This window comes from Marinobacter sp. MA, assembly GCF_048298425.1.
Classification (GTDB): Bacteria; Pseudomonadota; Gammaproteobacteria; order Pseudomonadales; family Oleiphilaceae; genus Marinobacter; species Marinobacter salsuginis.
The window spans coordinates 1,491,368-1,516,025 of sequence record NZ_CP103058.1 but is presented as its reverse complement, the minus strand read 5'-3'; the positions used below and the strand labels follow the sequence as shown (position 1 = coordinate 1,516,025).

Sequence of the window (24,658 nt, the reverse complement as noted above, 5' to 3'; positions counted from 1 at the left end):
ATTCGCTTGCAAGTGAACCCGAACGGTTAAACCGCCATCAGGTCCTCTTCTTTGGCCTTGAGCATCTTCTCGACTTCCGCAATGTAGCGGTCGGTCAACTTCTGGATCTCATCCTCGCCCTTGCGCTCGTCGTCTTCGGTAATTTCCTTTTCCTTCAACAGATCCTTGATCATGCTGTTGGCATCGCGACGTGCGTTGCGGATAGAAACACGACCGTGCTCGGCGTCCGCTTTTGCCTGCTTGACCATTTCCTTACGGGTTTCTTCAGTCAGCATCGGCATTGGAATCCGAATGATATCGCCACTGGTAGCCGGGTTCAGACCGAGGTCTGACGCCATGATCGCCTTCTCGATGGTCGGCATCAGGTTCTTCTCCCAGGGAGAGACCGTCAGCGTCCGGTTATCCTCGACGTTGACACTTGCCACCTGTTTCAGCGGCGTCTCCTGGCCGTAATAGTTCACGGTGACGCTATCCAGGATAGAAGGATGGGCCCGACCAGTGCGAATCTTGTTAAACGCATTGTTCAGGGACTCCAGGCTCTTCTTCATCTTCTTTTCGGCTTCTGCTTTGATGTCGTTAATCACTTCAGCATCCTCAATTCGTTCGTCATGTCTTTTTGCACTATGGCCCCAAACTCCCATGGGGCCTGGACAGCGTTTTATTCGATCAGTGTACCTTCTTTCTCGCCGGTTACGATGCGAGTCAGCGCGCCTGCACGGTTCATATCGAACACCCGCAGCGGCATGCCATGATCACGGGCGAGACAGATGGCTGTCAGATCCATCACGCCCAACTTCTTGTCCAGAACCTCATCATAGGTGAGGTAGTCGTATTTCTCTGCACTGCTGTCCAGGTGCGGATCCGCTGAGTATACGCCATCCACCTTGGTGGCTTTGAGCACGGCATCCGCCTCGATTTCAATACCACGCAGACAAGCAGCGGAGTCTGTCGTGAAGAAGGGGTTGCCGGTACCGGCACAGAAAATCACGACATCGCCGTCCTTGAGATCCCTGACTGCTCGGCGTCTGTCGTAGTGCTCGACGATCCCACTCATCGGGATTGCCGACATTACGCGGGTGCGGATGTTGGAGCGCTCCAGAGCGTCACGCATCGCCAGACCGTTCATGACCGTGGCCAGCATACCCATATGGTCGCCGGTCACCCGGTCCATGCCCGCAGCATTCAGGGCTGCTCCACGGAACAGGTTACCGCCACCAATCACCAGACCAACCTGTACGCCAATACCAATCAGCGCACCGATTTCCAGTGCCATGCGGTCAAGAACTTTGGGATCAATACCGAAATCGTGCTCACCCATCAGGGCTTCGCCACTGAGCTTGAGCAGAACACGCTTGTATCTGGGCTGGGTTTTCGATGATGTCGGCATGATGATCCCCTTGTCGTCTGTTGGCTGCTATCCGGCGTGATACCCGTTGCAGGCTTGTATCTGACATACTCCTCAAAAAAGGGGTATCTCAGATACAAGCCCGCCACGAGAGCCGGAAGTTTCCGGCTAACGTGGCAGACTCAGGTGATGCAGAGGCAGAGCGCCCGCTGCATCAAACGAAGGATCAGGCCTTGCCTGTGCCGGCTGCAGCAGCAACCTCGGCAGCGAAGTCCACTTCTTCCTTCTCAATGCCTTCACCCACTTCCAGGCGCACGAAGCCAACCAGCTCGCCACCGTTGGACTTGATCAGCTCGCCCACGGTCTGATCCGGGTTCTTGACGAAAGGCTGCTCAACAAGGCTGTTTTCCTTGAGGAACTTCTTGATGCGGCCGCCCATCATCTTCTCGACGATCTCGGCAGGCTTGCCTTCCATATCCGGCTGGGCCTTGATGACTTCTTTCTCTTTTTCAAGCTCTTCTGCCGGCATGTCTTCCGGCTTGCCAACACGCGGGTTAACCGCAGCTGCGTGCATGGCAATATCACGGGCAACTTCAGGGTCGCCGGCAGTCAGGGCAACAACAGAAGCAATCTTGTTGTTGCTGTGGACATAGCCACCAACAACCGGGCCTTCAACTTTCACAATGCGACGAACAGTGATGTTTTCGCCGATCTTCTGAACCAGCGCTTCACGCTTGGCTTCCAGATCGCCTTCCATCAGCTTGGCTACGTCAGTTTCGCCTTTTTCGAAGGCAACGTTCAGGACATCGTTGGCGAAGTTCAGGAAGTTGTCATCGCGAGCCACGAAGTCTGTCTCGGAGTTCACTTCCAGAATGTACGCAACGGTGTTGTCGTCAGAAATCTTGATCAGTGAAGCGCCTTCAGCGGCGGTACGGCCGGCTTTCTTGGCAGCTTTCAGACCGGAAGACTTACGCAGTTCTTCGATTGCGGCGTCTACACTGCCTTCTGCTTCAACGAGCGCCTTCTTGCACTCCATCATGCCAAGGCCGGTACGCTCACGCAGCTCTTTGACCATTGCAGCGGTAATTGCAGCCATGTTCAATCCTCTCAACTGTTCCGAATTCGGTGGGGAGGTGTGCCCGAGGCAACCCGGGGCACACCTTACATCTCAAACGTGAAGATAAAGCCTTACTCAGCGGCTGGAGCAGCGCCTTCGGCGTCTTCGCTGACCTCAACAAACTCGTCAGCGCCGGCACCGGCAGACTGGGCCGCTTCGATGCAGGTATCAGCAACGGCTTTCACGTAAATCTGGATCGCGCGAATGGCGTCATCGTTGCCCGGAATCACGTAATCAACACCGTCCGGATCACTGTTGGTATCCACAACGCCGATAACAGGAATGCCCAGCTTGTTGGCTTCCTTGATAGCGATACGCTCGTGGTCAACGTCGATCACGAACATCGCGTCCGGCAGACCACCCATGTCCTTGATACCACCAATGGAACGCTCGAGGCGGTCCATTTCGCGGGTGCGATCCAGGGCTTCTTTTTTGGTCAGCTTGTCGAAAGTACCGTCCTGGCTCTGGGTTTCCAGATCACGATAGCGACGGATAGACTGACGGATGGTCTTGTAGTTGGTCAGCATGCCACCGAGCCAGCGATGGTTAACGAACGGCTGACCGGCACGCTCGGCTTCTTCCTTGATGATCTTGGCCGCGGCACGCTTGGTACCAACGAACAGGATCTTGTTCTTGTTCTCTGCCAGCTGCTGAACGAACTTCAGCGCATCGTTCATGGCAGGAACAGTCTGCTCAAGGTTGATGATATGAATCTTGTTACGGGCGCCGAAGATGAACTTCGACATTTTCGGGTTCCAGTAGCGGGTCTGGTGACCGAAGTGAGCACCTGCCTTCAGCAGGTCACGCATATTTACCTGAGCCATGATAGTTACCTTTTTAGCTTCGGGTTAGTCCTCCACGTATCCGATTACCCCAACCTGGCTCCTTATAAAGCAGGAGCAGGCACCCTGGGATAACGTGCCGACACGTGTGTGAATTTGCCGGATTCGTTTCCAGCGGGCGCGTTTATACCATATTCGAGCCGGTAAACGCCATTATTTTTGACGACCGGCTTCCTTGTACCCGGGCGGCAGGGCCCTTAAAATGCCGGTTTGATACAAATCAACGGGAAACCCAATGCAGGTATCGATCAAGACTCCGGAAGAAATCGAAAAGATGCGCGTCGCTGGCCGTTTGGCGGCCGAAGTGCTCGAGATGATTGGCGATTACGTCAAACCGGGCGTTTCCACTGAAGAGCTCGACCGGATTTGCCACGACTATATTGTTAACGAGCAAAAGTGCATTCCGGCGCCGCTCAACTATAAAGGATTTCCGAAGTCCATCTGTACCTCGGTTAACCACGTGATCTGCCACGGCATCCCGTCAGAGAAGAAAATACTCAAGGACGGAGACATCCTTAATATCGATGTCACCGTAATAAAGGATGGCTACCACGGTGATACCAGTAAGATGTGGATCGTCGGCAAGCCCAAACCGGGCACAGAGCGCCTGATCCAGATTACCCAGGAGTGCCTCTATAAAGGTATCGAGCTGGTTAAGCCGGGAACCCGCCTGGGAGATATTGGCCACGTCATTCAGCAACACGCCGAGAAACACCGCTACTCTGTGGTTCGCGATTATTGCGGCCATGGCATCGGCGCGGTGTTTCACGAAGAGCCGCAGGTTATGCATTACGGCAAACCCGGCACCGGCCTGGAGCTTCAGGAGGGCATGACCTTCACCATCGAGCCGATGATCAACCAGGGCAAGCACCAGACCAAACTGCTGCCGGACGGCTGGACAGTGGTTACCAAGGACCACAAGCTCTCTGCACAATGGGAGCACACCATCCTTGTGACTGCTGACGGCCATGAGGTTTTGACCAAGCGAAAGGAAGAGTCCTTCTAAGTGGACCAAAGCGAGCTGGAATCCCGCATCAGTAACGACCCCTCTCCCGTCAAGGCGGCCCGGGAACTGTTAGAGGGAAGGTATAACGCAGATGCCGAGGCCTTCCGGCAGGGAGCCGATGTCCGCGCCCTTGTCCACTCCCGGGCCGACACCGTCGATACCGTTCTGAGGCTAATCTGGAACCGTTATCCTTTTTCCGGCTCGCCGGATATTGCCCTGGTGGCTGTCGGCGGCTACGGGCGCGGTGAGCTTCACCCCCACTCAGACATTGACTTGCTCATACTGACTCGCAATGGCATCGAGGACAGCTGGCACGATGATCTGGGGGCCTTTGTTACGCTTCTCTGGGATTTGCGACTGGATATCGGTCACAGCGTTCGCAGCATTGAGGAAAGCAAAACGGCAGCCCGTGAAGACATCACCATACTCACCAACCTGCTCGAAACCCGCACCATCGCCGGCCCGGATGAGCTGCGCTCGGACCTCAGCGAGCAGGTGTACTCCGACGATGTCAGCACTGATCGCAACTACTTCATCGCAAAGCGCGAAGAGCAGCAGCAACGGCACCAGAAATACGGCGATACCGAATACAACCTTGAGCCCAATGTTAAAGGCTCCCCGGGCGCCCTGCGGGACATACAGACCATTGGCTGGATTACCAAACGCCACTTTGGACTGCAGAACATTGCAGACCTGACGCGATTCAGCATTCTCACCGAGGAAGAGCATCAGATCCTTTTCCAGGGTGAAACCTTCCTGTGGCAACTGCGCTATGGCTTGCAACTGCTGGCCGACCGGAATGAGAACCGCCTGTTGTTCGACCACCAACGTGCCCTTGCCCAGATGCTCGGCTACAAGGACGAAGGCAAACGGCTCGGCGTTGAACTGATGATGCAGTCCTACTATCGAACGGTCCTGGCCCTCGCCGAGCTGACCGACGTGATCCTGCAGTATTATGACGAGGCCATTCTCGGCAGCGCGTCCGAAGACGCCATCCAGCCGATCAACAAACGCTTCCAGATTCGCAACTATTATATCGAAGCGGTTAACAACCAGGTTTTTGCCTACGCGCCTTACGCCATCATGGAAATTTTCGTGCTGATGGCCCAGCATCCGGAGATCAAGGGCATTCGCGCGACCACCATCCGCTCTCTGCGGGCGCACCGCCACCTGATTGACGATGCGTTCCGCTCCGATCTGGCTGTGACCACTTTGTTCATGGAGCTGCTCAGAACGCCCCATGCGCTGGATCAGACCCTGTCCGCCATGAAGAAGTACAACGTGCTCGGCCGGTACCTCCCGGAATTCGGCCAGATTATCGGCCAGATGCAGCACGACCTTTTTCACATTTACACCGTGGACGCCCACACCATGCGCGTCATCCGCAACATGGTTCGGCTGAGCGGCACCGAGGCGCGGGACGAATATCCCCTGGCCTCTCGCCTGATCCATCGGTTACCAAAGCTGGAAACCCTTTATATTGCGGGCATATACCATGATGTTGCCAAAGGACGGGGCGGTGACCATTCGGAACTGGGCGCCATGGATGCCGAGGCTTTCTGCCACAGGCATCATCTGAGCGAGCGGGACACACAGCTGATCTCGTGGCTCGTGGAAAACCACCTGCTGATGTCCATGACCGCGCAGCGCAAAGACATATCTGACCCGGACATCATTCATGCCTTTGCCAGGGCGGTACCGAGCCAGGCGCACCTCGATTATCTCTATGTGCTGACCGTATGCGATATCAGCGCAACCAACCCAAAACTCTGGAACACCTGGCGCGCCTCTCTGTTACGCCAACTGTATATCGAGGCCAAACGGGCCCTGCGCCGGGGCACGGAAAACCCCATCGACCGGCAAGAATGGGTGCGCGCCACCCAATCTGAAGCACGCGAGATCCTGCACGCCCAGAATATGACGGATGAGCAGATCGATGTTATCTGGGACACCGTGGATGAGGATTATTTTCTCCAGGACTCAACCGTTGATATTGCCTGGCAGACAGCCGCCATTGTCCGTCACGGCAACAACCCCGACCCACTGGTGCTTATTCGCGACACACGGGGCGGACCCACGGATGGCTATTCCCAGATCATTATTTACATGAAGGACCGGGTTGCCCTGTTTGCGGCAACCACTGCGGTGCTTGAGCAGCTGAACCTGAACATCGTGGACGCCCGTATCAGCTCCAGTGAGGGTCCCTACTCGATCAGCTCCTACGTGGTGCTGGATGAAAAGGGCCAGCCTCTTGGAATCGACCCCGCGCGCAAGGAACGGGTGCGTTTACGCCTGATTGAAGAGCTGGATGACCCGGAAGACTACCCGGATATCATCCACCGGCGCACACCAAGGCAACTGAAACATTTCGCCTTCCCGACGGAGGTGACGTTCTCTAACGACACCATCAACCAGCGCACCGTAATGGAAGTGATCACCCCTGACCGGCCCGGCCTGCTGGCGCGAGTCGGCCAGGTGTTGCTGGAGCATCGGGTGCGACTGACCAACGCCAAGATTGCCACCCTGGGCGAGCGCGTAGAGGACGTTTTCTTCGTCACCGACGAACACGGCGAACCCATCCGGGACCCGGCCGTTTGCCAGGCCCTGCAGCAAGATCTCTGCAAAATGCTGGACGACATTCAATGAATCCCAATCTGGACAGACTCCATCCCTACCCGTTTGAAAAACTGGCCAAACTGAAGGCCGGCATTAGCGTGCCTGATCATCTCCGCCCCATCTCTCTCGGGATCGGCGAGCCGAAGCACCCCTCTCCGGAATTCGTCAAAGAGGTAATTGCGAACAACCTGGACAAGCTTGCCAATTACCCGACCACCCGGGGTACGGATGAACTTCGCGAGGCCATCAGTCACTGGGCAACCCAACGATTCCAACTGAAAGCCGACAGCCTGAGCCCGGCGAAAAACATCGTACCGGTGAACGGTACGCGCGAAGCCATCTTTTCCCTGGTCCAGGCTGTGGTGGATGCCAGCAAACCCGCCACCGTGGTCAGCCCCAACCCGTTTTATCAGGTCTATGAAGGTGCTGCGTTCCTGGCCGGCGCCACGCCGATGTACCTTCCCTGCGACGGCTCCAACGGCTTTATTCCGGACTTTGAATCTGTGCCGGAATCCGTCTGGCGGGAATGTCAGATATTGTTCCTGTGTTCACCGGGCAACCCTAGTGGCGCGGTGATTCCACGGGAAAAACTGGCCAGGGTTATTGCCCTCGCCGACAAACACGACTTCATCGTCGCCTCCGACGAATGCTATTCCGAGCTGTACCCCGACGAGAGCAACCCGCCGGAAGGCCTGCTGCAAACCTGCGCCGCCATTGGTCGTGATGACTACCGCCGCTGCGTGGTATTTCACAGCCTCTCCAAGCGCAGCAACCTGCCCGGCCTTCGGTCCGGTTTTGTCGCCGGTGACGCTCGCATTCTCGAGGGCTATCTGAAGTATCGCACCTACCATGGCTGCGCCATGCCCATCCATAACCAGTTGGCCAGCATCGCCGCCTGGAGTGACGAAGACCATGTTCGGGAGAACCGTGCAGCCTACCGCGCCAAGTTCGAGGCCGTAGTGCCCATTCTCAGAGAAGTCATGGAAGTGGATTTCCCGGACGCCGGCTTTTACCTGTGGCCGGAAACACCGATGGACGATGAAACCTTTGCCAGGGAACTCTCCGCCCAGCAGAACGTCCACGTCCTTCCCGGGCGCTACCTCTCTCGCACGGTGGATGGCCACAATCCCGGGGAAAACCGGGTCCGGATGGCCCTGGTTGCGCCGGTGGAAGAATGCGTCGAGGCGGCACACCGGATTGTTGAATTTGTTAAGGCGAACCAGACATGAAACTGTACGGCATCAAAAACTGTGACACGGTGAAGAAAGCCCGCAAGTGGCTGGATGAGCAAGGCGTTGACTACCAGTTCCACGACTTCAAGAAAGACGGTCTGGGCGACGGTCTGCTGTCCAAATGGGAGAGCGCCGTTGGCTGGGAAAGCCTGTTGAACCGCCGTGGCACCACGTGGCGCAAACTTCCCGAGGAGGTTCGTGATACCATTAGCGCCCAAAGTGCTCACGCGATCATGCTGGAAAATCCGTCCATCATTAAGCGCCCTGTCGTGGAAAACGGCAATGAGGTGCGCGTGGGTTTCAATGCAGACGAATGGGCTGCATGGCTGGCCTGAATCTCAGGGCAACAGATCCAAATTTTAACTCCGGAGTCGGAAGGCGCGAACTTCTGACCCCAACATTCAGAACAGGAGCAACCATCAGATGAGCTTTGCATTCGGTATCGGTATCGGCACCCAGAACAACCAGGGCGAGTGGCTGGAAGTCTTTTACCAGCAGCCGGTCATGACACCCGATAACACCCTGATGGACGTCATCTCCAATGCCCTGGAATACAAGGGCGGCAACCAGGCGATCAGCGCGACCGCCGAACAGCTCAGCCAGCTAGCCAATGCCCTGCGACAAATTGGCCAGACCGACCAGGCAACCCTCGCGGACAAAGCGGCCAACAGCACACGCCCGGTCGTTGTTACGGTACTGGAAACCGATGACACAGCTTCCAGCACGCCCGAGGTTTACCTCAAGCTTCACCTGATTTCCCACCGCATGGCGAAACCCCATGGCCTGAAGCTTGATGGCATCTTTGGCCTGCTGCCGAACCTGGCCTGGACCAACGAGGGCGCAATCGACCTGAACGAGCTCTCCGATCGTCAGTTACAGGCCCGCCTCGAAGGCCGCACATTGGAAGTCAAGTCCGTCGATAAATTCCCGCAGATGACAGATTATGTGGTACCGAAGGGTGTTCGCATTGCCGACACTGCGCGGGTCCGTCTTGGCGCCTATGTTGGTGAAGGTACCACCGTCATGCATGAAGGCTTCATCAACTTCAACGCCGGCACCGAAGGCACCAGCATGATCGAGGGCCGCATCTCCGCCGGCGTTATGGTTGGCAAGGGCTCCGACCTGGGCGGTGGCTGCTCCACCATGGGCACCCTGTCCGGTGGTGGCAACATCATCATTGCGGTTGGCGAGAACTGCCTGATCGGTGCCAACGCCGGTATCGGTATCCCACTGGGCGACCGCTGCAAAGTGGAAGCCGGCCTGTACATCACCGCCGGCACCAAGGTTGCCCTGCTCGACGACAACAACGAGCTGGTTGAGGTTATCAAGGCTCGCGATCTGGCCAACCAGCCGGATCTTCTGTTCCGCCGCAACAGCCAGACCGGCGCGGTCGAGTGCAAAACCAACAAGTCTGCCATCGAGCTGAATGAAGAGCTGCATGCAAACAACTGATTCCCCGACCCTCGAACTTGCCATTGACCTGATCCGCCGGCAGTCCGTCACTCCCGAAGATGCCGGCTGTCAGGAACTGATGATGTCGCGGCTGGCACCTCTGGGCTTCACTGGCGAAAACCTGAGATTTGGCGATACCGATAACCTCTGGGCCCGCAAGGGCTCAGAGGGGCCGGTGCTGGCCTTTGCCGGCCATACCGATGTGGTGCCGACTGGTCCGGAGAAGAACTGGGCACACCCGCCGTTTGATCCGGTAATCAAGGACGGCTATTTGCTGGGCCGTGGCGCGGCGGACATGAAGGGCAGCCTTGCGGCCTTCGTAACCGCCTGTGAGCGATTCGTTGGAAAATACCCCGATCACCGTGGCTCCATTGCCCTGCTCATCACCAGCGACGAAGAAGGGCCAGCACAACACGGCACGGTCAAAGTGGTAGAAACCCTGGAGGCCAGGAACGAAAAGATAGACTGGTGTCTGATTGGCGAACCTTCCAGCACCAATGAAGTGGGTGATGTGATCAAGAACGGCCGCCGGGGCTCTCTGCATGGCTATCTGACGGTGCATGGCGTTCAGGGCCATGTTGCCTACCCGCATCTGGCCGAGAACCCGGTTCATACCGTGGCTCCGGCTCTTGATGCGCTGGCAAAGGAGTTCTGGGATAACGGCAACGACTTCTTCCCGCCAACCACATTCCAGATCACCAGAATGGAAGCGGGCACGGGCAGCAACATTATTCCCGGTGAGTGCCTCGTGCATTTCAATTTCCGGTACTGCACGGAAAACACCGCAGAGAGTCTGGAAGAACGGGTGGTAGCCATCCTGGACCGCCACAACCTGAAATACGACCTGCAGTGGCACCTGAGTGGCCGTCCGTTCCTCACGGACAAGGGAGCGCTCGTATCCGCCAGCCAGAGCGCCATTCGCACAGTGACCGGCCGGGAAACCGAGCTTTCGACCTCCGGCGGCACGTCCGATGGCCGTTTCATCGCGCCAACCGGTGCACAGGTGGTGGAACTTGGCCCTATCAATGCCACCATTCACAAGGTGGATGAATGCGTGAAAGCCGAGGATCTCAACACTCTGTCGGACATCTACGAACAGATTCTGATCGAACTCCTGGCATAAAGGTCAAAATCGGAATCCCACAAAAAAGGGTCAGGTGAAGATTCCACCTGACCCTTTTTATTACGCCATCTTCAGTAATGAGGAGGAGGTGTTTCGTCCTGCTCCGACTTGATATTGGATGGCGAAACATCCTTCAGCTGCTTGTGCAGCAACCGCTTGGCTTCCCACAGTTCACGGATATCCATTTCCTGCCTGGCCACCTGCTCGCTCAGGGTATTGATAACGTCATCCTGGAAGGCCAGCCGGGTTTCCAGCTCATCCAGTCGGGTTTCCAGATCGTTCTGGCTCATCGGCTATTGGCACTCCCCTGGGTAAATCTCTCTAGAATGTGATCGATGACACTGCGTACCCCGCTGCTTGGTCAGCGCTCGGGATAATCTGGTATCATTCCGCTTTTGCCCGCCAGCGCGCCCGTTTTTCGGGGTACTGTCGGTTTTCACCGGCCGGATGTGCGATTTTACCCGATATCCGGTTTTTATCGTTAGCGTTACAAGAATGGAGAAATTTCAGTCAATGCGTAATCCATCCAAAGCGATCCTTTTTTCTCTCCTGATCGCCATTCCCGCACCGCTGGTGCTTGCCATATTGCTGTCTTTCACCCCAGAGCCTCTTCGCCTGATCGCTGCGGGCCAACTTGTGGAGGCCCTGGGTAGCAACCGTGGCATCGCAGCCTACATTATCTCGCTGATCGTTTTCGGCATTGCGGGCTTCCTGGCCATTGCGTTGTCAGTCAAGAAACCGGCCGAAAAGCAACAAACATCCCGGTCGAGCAACCGTGCACCCAGCCAGAGCCGCGATGACGATGATGACGGCTATGACGAAAGCAGCCCTGAGGGTAACGAGGAAGGCACCGTAAAGTGGTTCAACGTCAAGAAAGGCTTCGGCTTCATCGTGCGCGACAGTGGTGATGAAGTATTCGTTCACTTCCGTGCCATTCGTGGCCGCGGGCGCCGGGTTCTGCGCCAGGGTCAACTGGTACGCTTTAACGTTGTGGAAGCAGACAAAGGCCTCCAGGCCGACAACGTGTCCATCCTGAGCGACTGAATCGCCCGCTAAAAAGAGAGGCAGCCCACGGGCTGCCTCTTTCAGTTCCAGACGACCTGTTGCTCGCCCCGGTGGTCCAATCGCCACCATTTCTCATCCTCTACAGGCTCCCCTTCTGTCCAGTCTCCCGGGCTGCAACGAATCTCGGTATCCATTGCACGCCAGGCACTGCGCGCGCAGTCCAGATCACTGTTCCAGGGCACTCTGGGGCCTTCAATAACCAGTGACGTAAATCGTTTCCCGAAAGCTCCGGGATAAAGCGATATCCGAAGTCTTTCGCCCTCGTAGCGGCCCACGCCCTTGATCACGCGCGTCACCTCACCATCATCGAGTTCCAATTCGTCCAGGTGATTCTCTAGCCACCCTGACACCGCACCCGGTTCCAGATCACGAATGTAAATTTCCAGATCCTGCACCCGCTGAATCTCCATCCTGCTGATTACAATGCAGCACATAGTGAACCGGCCCGGGTCGCGCTGCAACCCAGCGCTCCAGTTCCTGTCGTAAATCTTCAGCAGAAAGCTGACGCAAGGTGCCGGCCGCCTTACGCTCATGCCAGGCCACCTCTGCCGCCACCCGATGAAGCTGTATCTCTCCCAGCGATGCTTCGATATCGTCAAGAGGCTCCTTGCGGGCCAGGGCCACCAGCGACTGACGTCGCAGAGTGTCTTCCTGCCCGGACAGGGCCACCGCCTCGGCCGGGCCTCTTCGAGCAAAGAGATTGAGCCTGGCAGCCGAGCGCTCCAGCCATTGGAGCATTCCTCCGGGAGTGCTCACACAACGGCTTCGGCGAGAGGCCGCAAACCGGATCACGGAGCGAGGAATCTGGATATTCCATTGCTTCTCTAAGGCGGCCTGATGTGCCGTCAGAATAGCCTGCCGTTGGACAACGCTGGAAGCCGGCATGGCAAAGATGTCGAGGGTACGGCCCAGGCGATGCTGGAGTGTGGCGGCCGAACTGCTGTCGGCGGCCTCGCCGGGACCCAGCAGTAGAATCGGCCCGGCCCATTGCAGCAACAACTCAGAGGCCAGACCATCGGGCAGATTCATCAGCGCAATGAGATCTGCGGGTGAGATATTATCCAGCACAAGGACCGGCCAGCGTGATCCACTCTCACCAGGCTCGCCCTGCACCCGGCGCTCTGGAAGAACCGGAATATCACTGGCCATGATTTCCGCTTCACGGCGGAGGTCCAGCTCAACATAATCGAGCTCCAGTGTCGGTAGCAGTGATTGCAGCCACGCTGTTTTACCCGAACCCCGATCACCCCGGACCCAGAGCATGGCTGACGGGGATGCCGCCAGACTGATCGCAACGTCCTCCGCCAGCTCAACCCACGCGGAATCAGTGACAACGACAGGAGCTCTCTGGAATTCATCGATCGGAGCCGGCTCCCGCTCTTCGGAAGGATCGGGCCAGCGAGGGACCAGCTCGAAAACTGCCACATAGGCTTTCTCCTGCAGCCGCTCCGCGTGGCGAACCAATGTCGCAAGCAGCTGCGACCACCCCAGCCATGGGGAATTGCTGGTTTCCCTGGCCGATGCGAACCAATACATCAACTGGGATGACAACTGTCCTTCACCACCAACTTCCGTCACTATCGGTTGTTCGCATTGAATGGTGCGGGTGAGTTCATCCATATCCACGCCGCAGCCCCGCAAAAAGCGGACAATATCGGGTACAGAGTCCAGCAGGGCAAGCAGGTAGTCTTCAGCGGTAATCACCGAGCCGCCACGGCGTTCAACGCTTTCCCGGGCTCGTAGTAAAGCGGTCTGGCACTGGGGATCCAGGCATCCTTGCCAATCGTCCATCGAACGTCTCCATGTTCTTGATGCATCATCCTGATGCGAAAGCTTTGTTGCGGATTGTTATTGTATCACGCTCTGGCCCCACGCGGCGGCCCGACTGCAGGGCTCACCAGGTACCAGTGTTTTCCATGCTGGCCCAGGGTTCTCTCGGTGGAAGCGCCTCACCTTTCTGCAAAAGCTCGATAGAGATGTTATCCGGGGTACGGATAAAAGCCATATGCCCATCACGGGGCGGGCGATTAATGGTTACGCCATTGGCTTTGAGGTGCTCGCAAAGCGCATAAATGTCGTCCACCCGGTAAGCAAGGTGGCCAAAATTGCGCCCGCCAGTGTACTCTTCAGGATCCCAGTTATAGGTGAGCTCGATCATCGGCGCCCGGTCTTCTCGGGCACGCGCCTCGTCTTCCGGCGCAGCCAGGAAAACGAGGGTAAACCGGCCTTTGTCGCTACTCTTGCGACTGATTTCAACCATTCCCAGCAAATCGCAAAAGAAATGCAGCGTCTCTTCCAGATTACTCACCCGGATCATGGTGTGAAGATATTGCATGTAGCCTCCTTCAGAAGTGAAGTGAACTGATCATCGTGCCCCGCGGACAGTTTACGGTATTCTGGCCATATGGATGCAAAAACAGCCCCCTACTCTGCTTCTGAGCTGACCACCCCCGCGGTCCGACACCTTGCCTGGATATGCCAGGCACCTCAGCTGTTGCAGTCACCGCTGACATTTGAGCCAGGTCGCTTTCTGCCTGATGATGTAACGGAAAAAATTAAAGCCTGGGATCACAACCCGCAAACAGCACCGCCTCTGCTGAGAGAACCGCCCCAGAAACGGCTCGGGTTCTACTTCGAACGGCTTTACCGGGTATTGCTGGAAGATCTGCTGGGCTGGGAAGTTCTGCTTCAAAACCAACAGATACAGTCCAACGGGCGAACCATCGGCGAACTGGATTTTGTCGTGCACAATCGGAATGAAGATCGAATTGAGCACCACGAAATTGCCATCAAGTATTACCTGGGGGTTCCGGCGCACAGCGGAAGAACCCTGTGGTATGGACCGAACGCCCGGGATCGGCTGGACCTGAAAGCAGATCGGATGTTGCGCTTGCAAAGCCAGCGAACCACGCTGCCCGAAGCCAGGGCGCTGCTGGCAGACATGGGTATCAAAGAACCTGTCATGCCCCGCATTTTCATGCCCGGATACCTTTTTTACCCGACCGGAACACAGGTGAGCGCCCCACAGTCCGTGCCTGCAAATCACCTTCGAGGCCAGTGGTGCTACCTCTCACAGGTTGAATCATCGGACCTTCCCGGTTGGGTGCTCCTGAACAAACCCCACTGGATCGGCCCGTGGCGTCAATACGAATCCCCCGCTCCTGATGCAGTGAATGCCGCACTGGCCACCATCGAACGCGCCGAGATCCCGCTCTTGTTCGCGAAGCTGAAGCAGAATTCCGTCACCGGCCTCTGGCAGGAAACCAATCGCTTATTCGTAGTGCCGGACAGCTGGCCAGGGTGAATGATCAGCGATCAATGAGATCGCTTGCCCACTGCGGCAAATTATCCTGCAAGGCACACCACTGCCCATTTTCGCAGACCGCGACGCGTACGTAAGGCTGATCAAGGCGCGAGTTATCGACCAGGTGCAATTCGTCCGCCAGACCAATGCATTGGCGCAGATTCGCCAGCGTTCGTGGAATCCTCGACTCAATCTTGGCTTCCGGGACATTGTGGCCGCCGGCTGTTACCCGGGAGGCGACCCGCGCCTTGTTCAGGGAGGGCAATTCCAGATGGAAGTAAAACATCCGAACCCGAAATCCGGCGGCTTTGGCTGTCCCGACAAAATCCACTTTCGAGGGGTGGGAGAAGACGGTTTCGAAGCAGAAGGTCTGCCTCTCCTCAATAAGCCTGAGTCGTTCTCTTTCCGCAATCAGTGCAGCCTCGTAACTGTGCTTTTCGGGCGTGTCCGGCCACACGCTGCGGGCGATGTTGTCGGCGTTTACCAGCGGAATCTTCAGGCGGGCCAGGAACCGCTCATAAAATGTGGTTTTGCCCGCACCGTTACCGCCAACCAGCAGCCAGAGGTCAGGCTGCGTTGTCACGGTCACTCAGTGCCTCAAAGCGCCCATTGCGAAACTGACCGATTTCCCGGGAGCCATCCGGATATATGGCTTCCAGATAGCCCGGTTTCTCTCCAGACGCTTGATACACCGCACGCCCGCGGCTGATAGAGCGCTCCAGTTCGCCACTTGCCCGGGCCTGATCCACCTCAGCCCAGAGGTCATCGCTGGAAACCTGCTCGGCCACCACCGGCTCAACCCTCACCCGGCGAATACCCTGGAGAATGGCGATCAGATCTTCGGCGCTCACGTCGCCAGCGACGGCACGCCCTATCTCGGCCCAGTACTCGATCTGCTTGGGTGTCGAGCGCCGATGGACTGCACCCTCCGCCGCAGCATGGCGGACCAATGTGTCGTCAAGACGAACAGCGGTTGTCATGGTGACCTCCAGATACGATACCTGTTCATACGCCACAAATTATTGCATTTGTTGCATTTCGCTACAACTGATGCAAAACATTTCAATCACATCAACCTGGCCAGAAGGTTGACCGACACCGGAATCTGCTGCACCCTAATCTGGTTTCATTATGCAACCGGAGAGAACAAGTGAGCGAATACAGGAACCGAGCCGTTGTACTCAAACAGCGCCCCCAAGGTGAAATTCAACAAGGCGATCTGGTGTTGGAAGAGCGCCCCGTTCGCTCCCCCAATGAGGGTGAGGTGGTCGCACAGGTGCTCTGGCTGTCGCTGGATCCTTACATGCGCCCTCGTATGAACGATGCCAAAGGTTACATGGACCCTATCGGCATCGACGAGCCCATTGTCGGCGAGAGCGTTGCCCGGGTGGTGGAATCCCGCTCGGACGCCCTGAAGGTCGGTGATCTGGTCACTTGTTATTCCGGTTGGCAGGAATACGTTACCTTCCCGGGCGATGCGCCGATGGTGTACAAGATTCAGCAGCGAGACAACGTACCCCTGCAAGCCTATCTCGGCGTTGCCGGTATGCCTGGGCGCACGGGGTACTGCGGCCTGATGTACGTGGGTAAGCCGAAAGCCGGCGAAACCGTGGTTGTCTCTGCCGCTTCCGGGCCTGTAGGCACCGTCGTTGGCCAGACTGCCAAATCAGAGGGCTGCCGGGTTGTTGGCGTTGCCGGCGACCCCGAAAAGTGCAATTACGTGGTCAATGAACTGGGTTTCGACGCCTGTGTGGATTACAAAGCCGGCAATCTGGAAGCAGACCTGAAAGCGGCCTGCCCTGACGGCATCGATATCTACTTTGAAAACGTGGGTGGTGCCGTGACGCGCGCCGTGGCACCGCTGTTGAACACGGGCGCCCGGGTGCCCATCTGCGGTTTCGTATCCGCCTACAATGCGACGGATATGGCCAGCGTGGAAACCCCGTTTCACGTCCTCAAGGCACTGGACCCGGTACCCGAACATCGGTTTTTCCTGGTGACCGAATGGCAGGACCAGCACCAGGAGATCACCGACATTCTGGCCTCACGGGTCGCTTCCGGTGAACTGAAATACCGGGAAACTGTTGCCGAAGGCTTGGAAAATGCCGTTGACGCCTTCAAGGGCATGCTCAAGGGCCAGAACTTCGGCAAGCAGCTGGTTCATATCGCAGACTAACGAATCCAGGAAGGCGCGACAGGCTGCCTGCTCAGTCGGCAATCTTCAGGAGCACCTTGCCGGTGTTCCTGTTCTCGGCCACATAGGCCATCGCGTCTTCCAACTGTTCGATCGGCCAGGTGCTATCGATCAATGGCTCAATCTGGCCGGCGGCCAGCAGCGGCCAGACATGCCGGTAGAGCGCCTGCATGACCTCACCCTTATCCTTGACCGTTCGGGAGCGGAGTGTGGAACCGATAATACGCTGGCGTTTGACCAGCATGATGCCCAGATCCACCTCGGCCATCCGGCCGCCCATCAGACCGATCAATACAATCCGGCCATCGACATTCAGAACCCTCTGGTCTTCGGCAATGTAGCTGCCGCCAACCGGATCCAGAACCATATCGACTCCGCCCCAGGCCGTAACGGCCTCCACAAAGGAACCGTCATTCCGGTTCCAGACACCGCTGGCCCCCAGCTTGCGACAAACCTCCAGCTTGACTTTGTCACCGGCAGTGGCGAAGACCGGGTTACCGAAGGCCGTTGCTAACTGAATGACAGCGGTGCCGAGACCGCTTGCGCCTGCGTGCAGAAGCACCCGTTCGCCGGGTTTCAGTGCCGCTTCGTGATAAAGGTTCAGCCAGGCCGTGGCGAGCACCTCGGGAATGGCCGCTGCTTTCTCGAGTGACAAACCCTTGGGGATAGGCAAAACCTGAACTTCAGGCACGACAACATGGGTCGCGTAACCGCCGCCCGTGAGCAAGGCGCAGACTTCGTCACCAGGCTTGAAACGGGTTACCCCTGATCCCACCGAGGCAATGCGCCCGCTGACTTCCAGCCCCAGAATGTCGGACGCGCCCGGCGGCGGTGGGTAGACACCCGCCCGCTGCATCAGGTCGGCACGGTTGATGGCTGTCCAGACGACCTCAATTTCAACGTGGTCCTCCGGCGGCTCCCCCGGCCCTTCCCAGGATTCCCAGTTGAGGTTGCCCCCGGTTACCTTGATTGCTTTGATCATGTATCACGTCTCGGCCTTGCTCATATGGGCACAGGATACCCTATGTTTTTCGAGCATTGCACAAATGACGTTGTCAGATGATCAGACGGTAACTTCCAGGTTGGACAACCACACGCTCTGGTATGGCTTCAGGGTAATCGAGCCGGAAAGATCATCGATGGTCATCCCGGAAATCAGGTCCTGCCAGTGATCGGTACCAATCAGATTGATGTCGCTCAGGGCAACCTGTTGCACTTCGTTGCTGATGTTGTGAATGCAGAAGATGGACTGATCCCGGCGCATACTCTGGCGCCAGAAACCGAACAGCTGAAGCCCGAGATGCAGGGTGAACTGGGTAGCATTCGGATGAAACGCCGGCTGTTTGCGCCGAATGGCGATCAAACGCTTCAGCTCCTGGAACGCTTTGCTGTGATGGCTCAGGGGGTCCGCGAGCTTCTGCTCCAGGTCGTCCAGTTGCCACTGACTGCGGTTGATGGACCGCAGCCGACCGGTATGCTCCACTCGCTCCAGATCATTTTCCGTCGCCAGCAGACTGTGGATATAGAACGCCGGAATGCCCTCCAGGGCCAGCATCACGGTGTGCGCGCAGATAAAACGCTGCAGTTGCCAGTGATCCCGCCCCGACTCCGCCGTGCCCTGAAGTGCGTCGTACAGGGCAATATTGATTTCGTAGGGCTGATCCCGACCATCCGGCGTTCGCCGGAAAGAAACCTTGCCGCCAAAAGAATCCATGGTGTTGATCAGCCGCTGCTTTTCCTCTTCCGTCAGCAGACCATCCGTCGGCCGCATGCCAACACCATCATGGGAGGCAATAAAGTTCAGATAGGTGGTTCCCATCTGGGCCGGCGGCATGCTCATCAGCCAGGTTTTCAGGTGCTTGCAGTCACCGGTCACCAGGGTATTGATCAGCAGGGGCGGCAACGAGAAGTTGTAGATGACATGGGCTTCGTTGGCGTTGCCGAAATAGGTCAGATTTTCCCGGTTGGGTACGTTGGTCTCGGTAATCACCACGGCATCCGGACTGTGATGCTCGATCAGCAGCCGGAGGATCTTGATCAGCTCATGGGTTTGCTGCAGATGAATGCAGGGCGTACCCGGCTCCTTCCAGAGAAAGGCGACGGCATCGAGCCGGAAGATGATAATGCCTCGTTCCAGATAGCGCCGGATGATGGCGGCGAACTCGATCAGCACCTTCGGATTGGCAAAATTCAGATCGACCTGATCCTCGCTGAAGGTACACCAGACATACCGCTCGCCATCGTCGGTCTGGACCGGGTTCAGGAGCGGTGAGGTACGGGGCCGCACGACGGCACTCAGGTCGTCTCTCGGATTACCCTCGAAGAAATAATCCTTGCCCGGATCCACCCGTTTGCGGAAGTTCTCGAACCAGCGGCTGCGTGCGGACATATGGTTGATGACCAGATCCGCCATCAGCTTATAGTCCCTGGCGATACTCTCGATATCCTCCCAATTTCCATGGGACTCGTTCACCGCCAGATAGTCCATGACCGAGAAGCCATCATCGGAGCTATAAGGGAAGAACGGCAGTATGTGCACCGACGAAATGGAATCCGACAGACAATCGCCGAGAAACCGGTGCAGAGTCTGCAGCGGCTTTTCGTCCGCCCGCTGCACCGTGTCGGCGTAGGTGATCAATACCACATCCGATTCGTCCCAGTTATTCTGATGCGCAGGCGGCGGTTCCTGGTTGGGCGCCAGCCCCATGGTGGTCAATAACTGCCCGGCCAGAAAGTCACAGTCCAGCTCCGGGTAAACCACCTCCAGCATGGACACCAGCTTCGCTTTCAGAGGCTGGGTCATGGCTTGAATTCCTCGTTATCCAGTTCGACCGCCTCCAGCAACTGCTCCTTGATGTCGGGAATGGCGCTTGTGACCCGGTTCCAGCTGGGAATAAAGGGTGTATCCATCGGATTATCGAGGAAATAGGCGCCGGCCCGCATCACGTTCTGGGCAAACAGCTCCACGGCTTTCTCCTCCTTGTGCCGATCAAACGTCAAACCGTTAATAATGGCGTCATTCTGGTAGGTCTCCACGAAATCCAGGGCAATACGGAAATACGTGGCTTTGATGGTCCGGAATTTTTCATTGGAGAAAATCTCGCCGTTGGTCGCCAGCTTCCGAAACAGGGCCTTGGCGATATCCATGCTCATTTTGGACAGCCCCTTGCTGGCATCCTCCGGCGAGAGTTCCTGATGCTTGTGGTCATAGACATCCGCGATATCCACCTGGCACAGCCGGTTGGTGGCGTAGTTGCGTTTCATCTCCGACAACACACCGATCTCCAGCCCCCAGTCACTGGGAATGCGCAGATCATTGATCACGTCGGTGCGGAATGAGAACTCCCCGGCCAGGGGGTAGCGGTAACTGTCGAGGTAGTCGAGGAAATCGTTGGGACCACAGACTTTCTTCAGTGCGCGGATCAGCGGCGTCACCAGCAGCCGGCTCACCCGCCCGTTCATTTTTCCGTCGGCTACCCGGGCATAGTAGCCTTTGCAGAACATATAGTTGAAGCCGGGGTTGGCCACAGGGTAGATCAGGCGCGCCACGAGGTCGCGGGAATAGGTGAGGATGTCGCAGTCGTGCAAGGCAACGGATTTGCTGACACCGGAGGCCAGTACATAGCCAAAGCAGTACCAGACGTTTCGGCCCTTGCCCATTTCCGTCGGTGCCAGGTTCTGCTCCCTGAGCTTCAGGTCAATACTCCTGAGACGGGGCCCATCGTTCCAGAGCACCTTGAAGTTCTGAGGCAGCTCCGAGAAATATTCCAGAGCGTGGCGGTATTGCTCCTCATTGGCACGGTCGAGGCCAATGACCACCTGATCCAGATAAGGCACCTTGCCCAGCTCGTGCACAATATTTTTCAGGGCCGGCCCCTCCAGCTCCGAATACAGCGACGGCAACACCAGTGACATTGGCCGGGCCTTGCGAAAGCTCATCAGCTCCGCTTCCAGGTCCTCCACGGGACGCCGAACAAGGTTATGAAGGGTTGTGATAATGCCATTCTGGTAAAAGTCGCCCATGGCGGCTCTCCTTGTTTATACCCGCATTCAAACGGGTCAGTACCCGTACTCAAACAGGAGATTGAGTACGCACTCATTCCAGCCTTCAGGGCCGGGCTTGAGGGAGCGCATGGCGTGCTTTGCCGAAGGCAGCCGCACCTCATCGCTTTTGACACCCCGGATTACCACCGGTATATCGGCCGATTCCAGCATCTGCTGATCGTTGGGGCTGTCGCCCAGGGCAATGGCCAACACGGGCGCATCGCCATACTGCTCCCGGTATTGCTCTCTGTATTTGTTTAGCAAGAACCGGGCCCCATCGGCTTTATCGAATATCCCCATGGCATGAAGAAAACGTCCTCCGGCTACCAGTCGAAGGCCCTCCGAGCCTAGAGCCGCCTCAAATTCCGACAGCTCCTCTTCCGATCCCTGCCAGAGCAACGGTTCGGTCCCGAGCCGCTCTTTGGCCCTCCCGGCTGCCGCCGGATCCAGGCCAGTCTCTGCTGCCAGTTCATCAGGGGACATGTCGGCAAAGCCCCTAAATCGCGCCCCCCTCCTCCGTTGGGCGCCCAGTACCTCAAGAACCCGATCCCGGGTTGCACCAAAATTCACCACTTCTTCTTCGGCATTACCCAGTGCATGGGGCGGAATAACCACGGCTGCACCGTTTTCGACTATGAACGGATCGTTATTTCCAAGCTCTTCCCTCAACGCCCGGATCTCCGGCATGGTTTTGCTGGAGTTAAGCACCAGGGGTATCTGGGCTGCCTTCAGCCTGTCGAGGGCTGGACCGGCGGCCTGCCAACGGTAATCATCGTGATCAAGCAGGGTGCCATCGAGGTCGGAAAAGATAATCAAATGAGGTCGGGCCATGGCCGTTCTCCGTCAAGACTCACGGAACTGCGGAAGACCGAGGGAGTGGTCCTCGGCCACGTTGATCAGAACATCAGCCCTGCCCGGCATTTCAGCGAGACAGGATCGGGTAACGCGTTCATAGTGCATGACGAAGCGACCGATTTCTTCGTCGGTCATGATGCGCAGATCCTGTGCACCGCCATGGTGCTCGCCCTTTTCTGGTGCATTACGGATTTTCGTCGCCAGCTTTTGCTCCTGGAGTCGACGCCACTCAAGCACACACTCCATGGAGGGAGCCTTCAACATAACCAGACAATCGATTTGACCAAAAAACGCCTGGTATTCCCCCTTCAACTGCTCATTAACATACCTGCGCCAGACGCCGTCAGGATCCTCGTTCGCCTCCAGGGGATTCATCGGCTCTCTGAGCGCACTGTCTATCTCCGGTCGCGCGCCCAGGCACCAGCCTTCCAGAAGAATGATCTCTGCCCTTCCTCCGAAAACAGGCCAGTGCTCCCGTGGAACCCTGTCGTCCCTTGATTTGTCGAAGGCTGGAATGGGCGTGGAATCTCCGGGCCCCGCACTGCGCAGACGGTGCAAAATCTGTTGGCCCAACGCCACGTCGTGGGTTCCTGGCACACCCCGGGTCTTAAATAACGGATGTACCCGCCGGGCAAGGGCCTCACGCTCGCCTCTGGTAAGGTAAATATCATCGAGGGAGAAATTGGCAGTGGGGCGATTGCGGTGCCGGAGCAGAATTTCCCGTAAGAAAAGGGTCAACGTGGACTTGCCTGTGCCCTGGGCTCCGTGAATACCAACCACAATGGGCCGCTTTTCCGTATCATGGAGCGCACAGATTCGGTCTGCCAGCGGCAGAATGGTTTTTTCCACCGTTTCGGCGTAGGCGTCGGGCAGGCCCTCCTGTTGAATCAGGGCACTGACGGTTTGTTTTAGTGAGCGATCAGACACGTTGGGTTTCCAGTTTAATGGGTGACTTAAGCGAGACGGCAGCAGAATTCATACCAATGGGAGTATAGGCGTTTTATGAGTGGCAACGATTTTCGAATAGAGCACCGCTACCTGGAGCTCCCGGACAGTTTTTACACCCGGGTTCAGCCCTCGCCTCTGAAAGACCCAAAAATGGTGTGCTTCAACCACAAGCTCGCAGAACAAATGGGCTTTCGCGCCGATGCCGAATCCGACTGGACCGGAGTGGGCGCAGGATCGGAATTACTCGAGGGCATGGACCCGGTGGCCATGAAATACACCGGCCACCAGTTCGGCGTCTACAACCCGGAACTCGGCGACGGCCGTGGCCTGCTCCTCTGGGAAACCATTGGTCCTGATGGACGACGCTGGGACTGGCACCTCAAAGGCGCCGGTATGACCCCTTACTCCCGCTTTGGCGATGGCCGCGCCGTGCTTCGCTCCACCATTCGCGAGTATCTATGCAGCGAGGCCATGTATGGCCTTGGCATCCCGACCACCCGGGCCCTTTTCATGGTGAGCGCCAGAGACCCGGTGCGCCGGGAGTCCATCGAAACAGCAGCGGCACTTGTGCGAGTAGCCGAAACGCACATTCGCTTCGGGCACTTCGAGTTCGCCGCCCACCATGAGGGGCCCGAAACCGTCAAGACGCTACTCGAACACGTGATCTCGTTGCACTTCCCCCACTTGATCAATCTGCCCGATGACGACCGATACAGCAGGTGGTTCGAGGAAGTGGTTGAACGCACGGCACGAACGATTGCGGACTGGCAGGCGGTGGGCTTCTGCCACGGCGTAATGAACAGTGACAACATGTCGATCATCGGCGACACCTTTGACTACGGCCCCTACGCATTTCTTGATGATTTCGATGCCGGCTATATAAGCAATCATACCGACCAGGGCGGGCGCTACGCCTACAATCGTCAGCCGCAAGTCGGATTTGAGAATTGCCGTTATCTGGCGACAGCCCTGCTTCCCGTGATGGAGGAAGACGACGTGCGCCGTGGCCTTCGCCGCTATGAAGTGGCTTACAACGAACGCTTTCTCCAGAACATGCGGGACAAGCTGGGCCTTGCCATTGAGGATGAAGCAGACCTGAGCCTGATCATGGATACTTTCAGCATGATGCACGAGCATCATGTGGACTACACCCGTTTCTTCCGGGCGCTTTCCAACCTGCATAGCCACGGCCATGGGCCGGTGCGTGATCTGTTTGTCGATCGGAGCGTGGCGGACCAGTGGCTGGAGCGCTATGAGGAACGACTACTGTACGAAACCCGCGCTCACGATGAGCGGGAATTCGCCATGCGCCGCGTGAACCCGAAGTATGTGCTGAGGAATTACCTGGCCCAGCAGGTCATTCAGGAAGCCCAGAACGGGGATTACGAACCCATGAAAGCACTACTGAAGGTGCTTGAGCGGCCCTATGACGAACAACCGGAGAACGACGCTTATGCGGCATTGCCGCCGGATTGGGGCAAACACCTGAATATCAGCTGTTCAAGCTGATAAATC

The 24,658-nt window shown here is 57.2% G+C and carries 25 protein-coding genes; 10 read left to right on the top strand and 15 right to left on the bottom strand.

The window, feature by feature from the left end:
• Positions 1-26: 26 nt before the first annotated feature.
• The 4 genes from frr to rpsB form a co-directional block, all read right to left on the bottom strand.
• Entirely contained in the window at positions 27-584 is a 558-nt protein-coding gene (gene frr, locus NUW46_RS07095; protein WP_069184904.1) for a ribosome recycling factor, read from the bottom strand.
• Positions 585-658: 74 nt separating this feature from the next.
• Positions 659-1,387 carry a UMP kinase gene (gene pyrH / locus NUW46_RS07090; protein ID WP_008170379.1) on the bottom strand — a complete coding sequence of 243 codons (729 nt, stop codon included), beginning with the start codon at positions 1,385-1,387 and terminating at the stop codon, positions 659-661.
• 184 nt (positions 1,388-1,571) lie between these two features.
• On the bottom strand, positions 1,572-2,441 hold the full coding sequence (gene tsf, locus NUW46_RS07085) for a translation elongation factor Ts (RefSeq protein ID WP_069184905.1): 870 nt from the start codon (positions 2,439-2,441) through the stop codon (positions 1,572-1,574).
• 92 nt (positions 2,442-2,533) lie between these two features.
• On the bottom strand, positions 2,534-3,286 hold the full coding sequence (gene rpsB, locus NUW46_RS07080) for a 30S ribosomal protein S2 (RefSeq protein WP_069184906.1): 753 nt from the start codon (positions 3,284-3,286) through the stop codon (positions 2,534-2,536).
• 253 nt (positions 3,287-3,539) lie between these two features.
• On the opposite strand from rpsB, the gene map reads away from it, so the two are divergent.
• The 6 genes from map to dapE all read left to right on the top strand — a co-directional run bounded on the left by map (position 3,540) and on the right by dapE (position 10,733).
• Positions 3,540-4,310: a type I methionyl aminopeptidase gene (gene map, locus NUW46_RS07075; protein WP_418141759.1), complete on the top strand. Its 771-nt coding sequence runs from the start codon at positions 3,540-3,542 to the stop codon at positions 4,308-4,310.
• Complete coding sequence (locus NUW46_RS07070; RefSeq protein ID WP_136631748.1) at positions 4,311-6,956, top strand: [protein-PII] uridylyltransferase; 2,646 nt, start codon at positions 4,311-4,313, stop codon at positions 6,954-6,956.
• Entirely contained in the window at positions 6,953-8,155 is a 1,203-nt protein-coding gene (dapC, locus tag NUW46_RS07065) for a succinyldiaminopimelate transaminase (RefSeq protein WP_418141758.1), read from the top strand. Before NUW46_RS07070 ends, dapC begins: the two co-directional genes overlap by 4 nt.
• The gene (locus NUW46_RS07060; protein WP_418141757.1) at positions 8,152-8,493 is read left to right on the top strand and encodes an ArsC family reductase; all 342 of its coding nucleotides are present in this window, start codon (positions 8,152-8,154) and stop codon (positions 8,491-8,493) included. Before dapC ends, NUW46_RS07060 begins: the two co-directional genes overlap by 4 nt.
• A gap of 88 nt (positions 8,494-8,581) precedes the next feature.
• The gene (gene dapD / locus NUW46_RS07055; RefSeq protein WP_418141756.1) at positions 8,582-9,610 is read left to right on the top strand and encodes a 2,3,4,5-tetrahydropyridine-2,6-dicarboxylate N-succinyltransferase; all 1,029 of its coding nucleotides are present in this window, start codon (positions 8,582-8,584) and stop codon (positions 9,608-9,610) included.
• Positions 9,597-10,733 carry a succinyl-diaminopimelate desuccinylase gene (gene dapE / locus NUW46_RS07050; RefSeq protein ID WP_418141755.1) on the top strand — a complete coding sequence of 379 codons (1,137 nt, stop codon included), beginning with the start codon at positions 9,597-9,599 and terminating at the stop codon, positions 10,731-10,733. Before dapD ends, dapE begins: the two co-directional genes overlap by 14 nt.
• Positions 10,734-10,804: 71 nt before the next feature.
• On the opposite strand, the gene NUW46_RS07045 is transcribed toward dapE, so the two are convergent.
• Complete coding sequence (locus NUW46_RS07045; RefSeq protein ID WP_064227410.1) at positions 10,805-11,023, bottom strand: SlyX family protein; 219 nt, start codon at positions 11,021-11,023, stop codon at positions 10,805-10,807.
• 223 nt (positions 11,024-11,246) lie between these two features.
• Here NUW46_RS07045 and NUW46_RS07040 point away from each other — a divergent pair, with 223 nt between their 5' ends.
• Positions 11,247-11,777: a cold-shock protein gene (locus NUW46_RS07040; RefSeq protein ID WP_069184912.1), complete on the top strand. Its 531-nt coding sequence runs from the start codon at positions 11,247-11,249 to the stop codon at positions 11,775-11,777.
• 41 nt (positions 11,778-11,818) lie between these two features.
• On the opposite strand, the gene NUW46_RS07035 is transcribed toward NUW46_RS07040, so the two are convergent.
• From NUW46_RS07035 to NUW46_RS07025, 3 genes are all read right to left on the bottom strand, one after another.
• Positions 11,819-12,193 carry a hypothetical protein gene (locus tag NUW46_RS07035; RefSeq protein WP_136631752.1) on the bottom strand — a complete coding sequence of 125 codons (375 nt, stop codon included), beginning with the start codon at positions 12,191-12,193 and terminating at the stop codon, positions 11,819-11,821.
• Positions 12,165-13,589 carry a hypothetical protein gene (locus NUW46_RS07030; RefSeq protein ID WP_418141754.1) on the bottom strand — a complete coding sequence of 475 codons (1,425 nt, stop codon included), beginning with the start codon at positions 13,587-13,589 and terminating at the stop codon, positions 12,165-12,167. The genes NUW46_RS07035 and NUW46_RS07030 overlap by 29 nt, the downstream gene beginning before the upstream one ends.
• Before the next feature lie 103 nt (positions 13,590-13,692).
• The gene (locus NUW46_RS07025) at positions 13,693-14,133 is read right to left on the bottom strand and encodes a VOC family protein (protein ID WP_418141753.1); all 441 of its coding nucleotides are present in this window, start codon (positions 14,131-14,133) and stop codon (positions 13,693-13,695) included.
• A 69-nt stretch (positions 14,134-14,202) separates the two neighbouring features.
• Here NUW46_RS07025 and NUW46_RS07020 point away from each other — a divergent pair, with 69 nt between their 5' ends.
• Positions 14,203-15,102, top strand: a complete 900-nt coding sequence (locus NUW46_RS07020; protein WP_418141752.1) for a DUF1853 family protein — start codon at positions 14,203-14,205, stop codon at positions 15,100-15,102.
• Positions 15,103-15,106: 4 nt separating this feature from the next.
• On the opposite strand, the gene NUW46_RS07015 is transcribed toward NUW46_RS07020, so the two are convergent.
• Complete coding sequence (locus tag NUW46_RS07015) at positions 15,107-15,685, bottom strand: AAA family ATPase (RefSeq protein WP_418141751.1); 579 nt, start codon at positions 15,683-15,685, stop codon at positions 15,107-15,109.
• Positions 15,669-16,082 carry a TA system antitoxin ParD family protein gene (locus NUW46_RS07010; RefSeq protein ID WP_418141750.1) on the bottom strand — a complete coding sequence of 138 codons (414 nt, stop codon included), beginning with the start codon at positions 16,080-16,082 and terminating at the stop codon, positions 15,669-15,671. The genes NUW46_RS07015 and NUW46_RS07010 overlap by 17 nt, the downstream gene beginning before the upstream one ends.
• A 170-nt stretch (positions 16,083-16,252) precedes the next feature.
• On the opposite strand from NUW46_RS07010, the gene NUW46_RS07005 reads away from it, so the two are divergent.
• Complete coding sequence (locus NUW46_RS07005) at positions 16,253-17,278, top strand: NADP-dependent oxidoreductase (protein ID WP_418141749.1); 1,026 nt, start codon at positions 16,253-16,255, stop codon at positions 17,276-17,278.
• A gap of 31 nt (positions 17,279-17,309) precedes the next feature.
• Here NUW46_RS07005 and NUW46_RS07000 read toward each other — a convergent pair whose 3' ends face one another.
• From NUW46_RS07000 to NUW46_RS06980, 5 genes are all read right to left on the bottom strand, one after another.
• Positions 17,310-18,275: an NAD(P)H-quinone oxidoreductase gene (locus NUW46_RS07000; protein WP_418142019.1), complete on the bottom strand. Its 966-nt coding sequence runs from the start codon at positions 18,273-18,275 to the stop codon at positions 17,310-17,312.
• An 84-nt stretch (positions 18,276-18,359) separates the two neighbouring features.
• Entirely contained in the window at positions 18,360-20,099 is a 1,740-nt protein-coding gene (locus NUW46_RS06995) for a sugar phosphorylase (protein WP_349343519.1), read from the bottom strand.
• Complete coding sequence (locus NUW46_RS06990) at positions 20,096-21,319, bottom strand: hypothetical protein (protein WP_008170429.1); 1,224 nt, start codon at positions 21,317-21,319, stop codon at positions 20,096-20,098. Before NUW46_RS06990 ends, NUW46_RS06995 begins: the two co-directional genes overlap by 4 nt.
• A gap of 36 nt (positions 21,320-21,355) precedes the next feature.
• The gene (locus NUW46_RS06985) at positions 21,356-22,171 is read right to left on the bottom strand and encodes an HAD-IIB family hydrolase (protein ID WP_418141748.1); all 816 of its coding nucleotides are present in this window, start codon (positions 22,169-22,171) and stop codon (positions 21,356-21,358) included.
• A 12-nt stretch (positions 22,172-22,183) separates the two neighbouring features.
• Complete coding sequence (locus NUW46_RS06980) at positions 22,184-23,122, bottom strand: hypothetical protein (protein WP_418141747.1); 939 nt, start codon at positions 23,120-23,122, stop codon at positions 22,184-22,186.
• A gap of 75 nt (positions 23,123-23,197) precedes the next feature.
• Here NUW46_RS06980 and NUW46_RS06975 point away from each other — a divergent pair, with 75 nt between their 5' ends.
• Positions 23,198-24,652 carry a protein adenylyltransferase SelO gene (locus tag NUW46_RS06975; protein ID WP_418141746.1) on the top strand — a complete coding sequence of 485 codons (1,455 nt, stop codon included), beginning with the start codon at positions 23,198-23,200 and terminating at the stop codon, positions 24,650-24,652.
• The last annotated feature ends 6 nt before the right edge of the window (positions 24,653-24,658 follow it).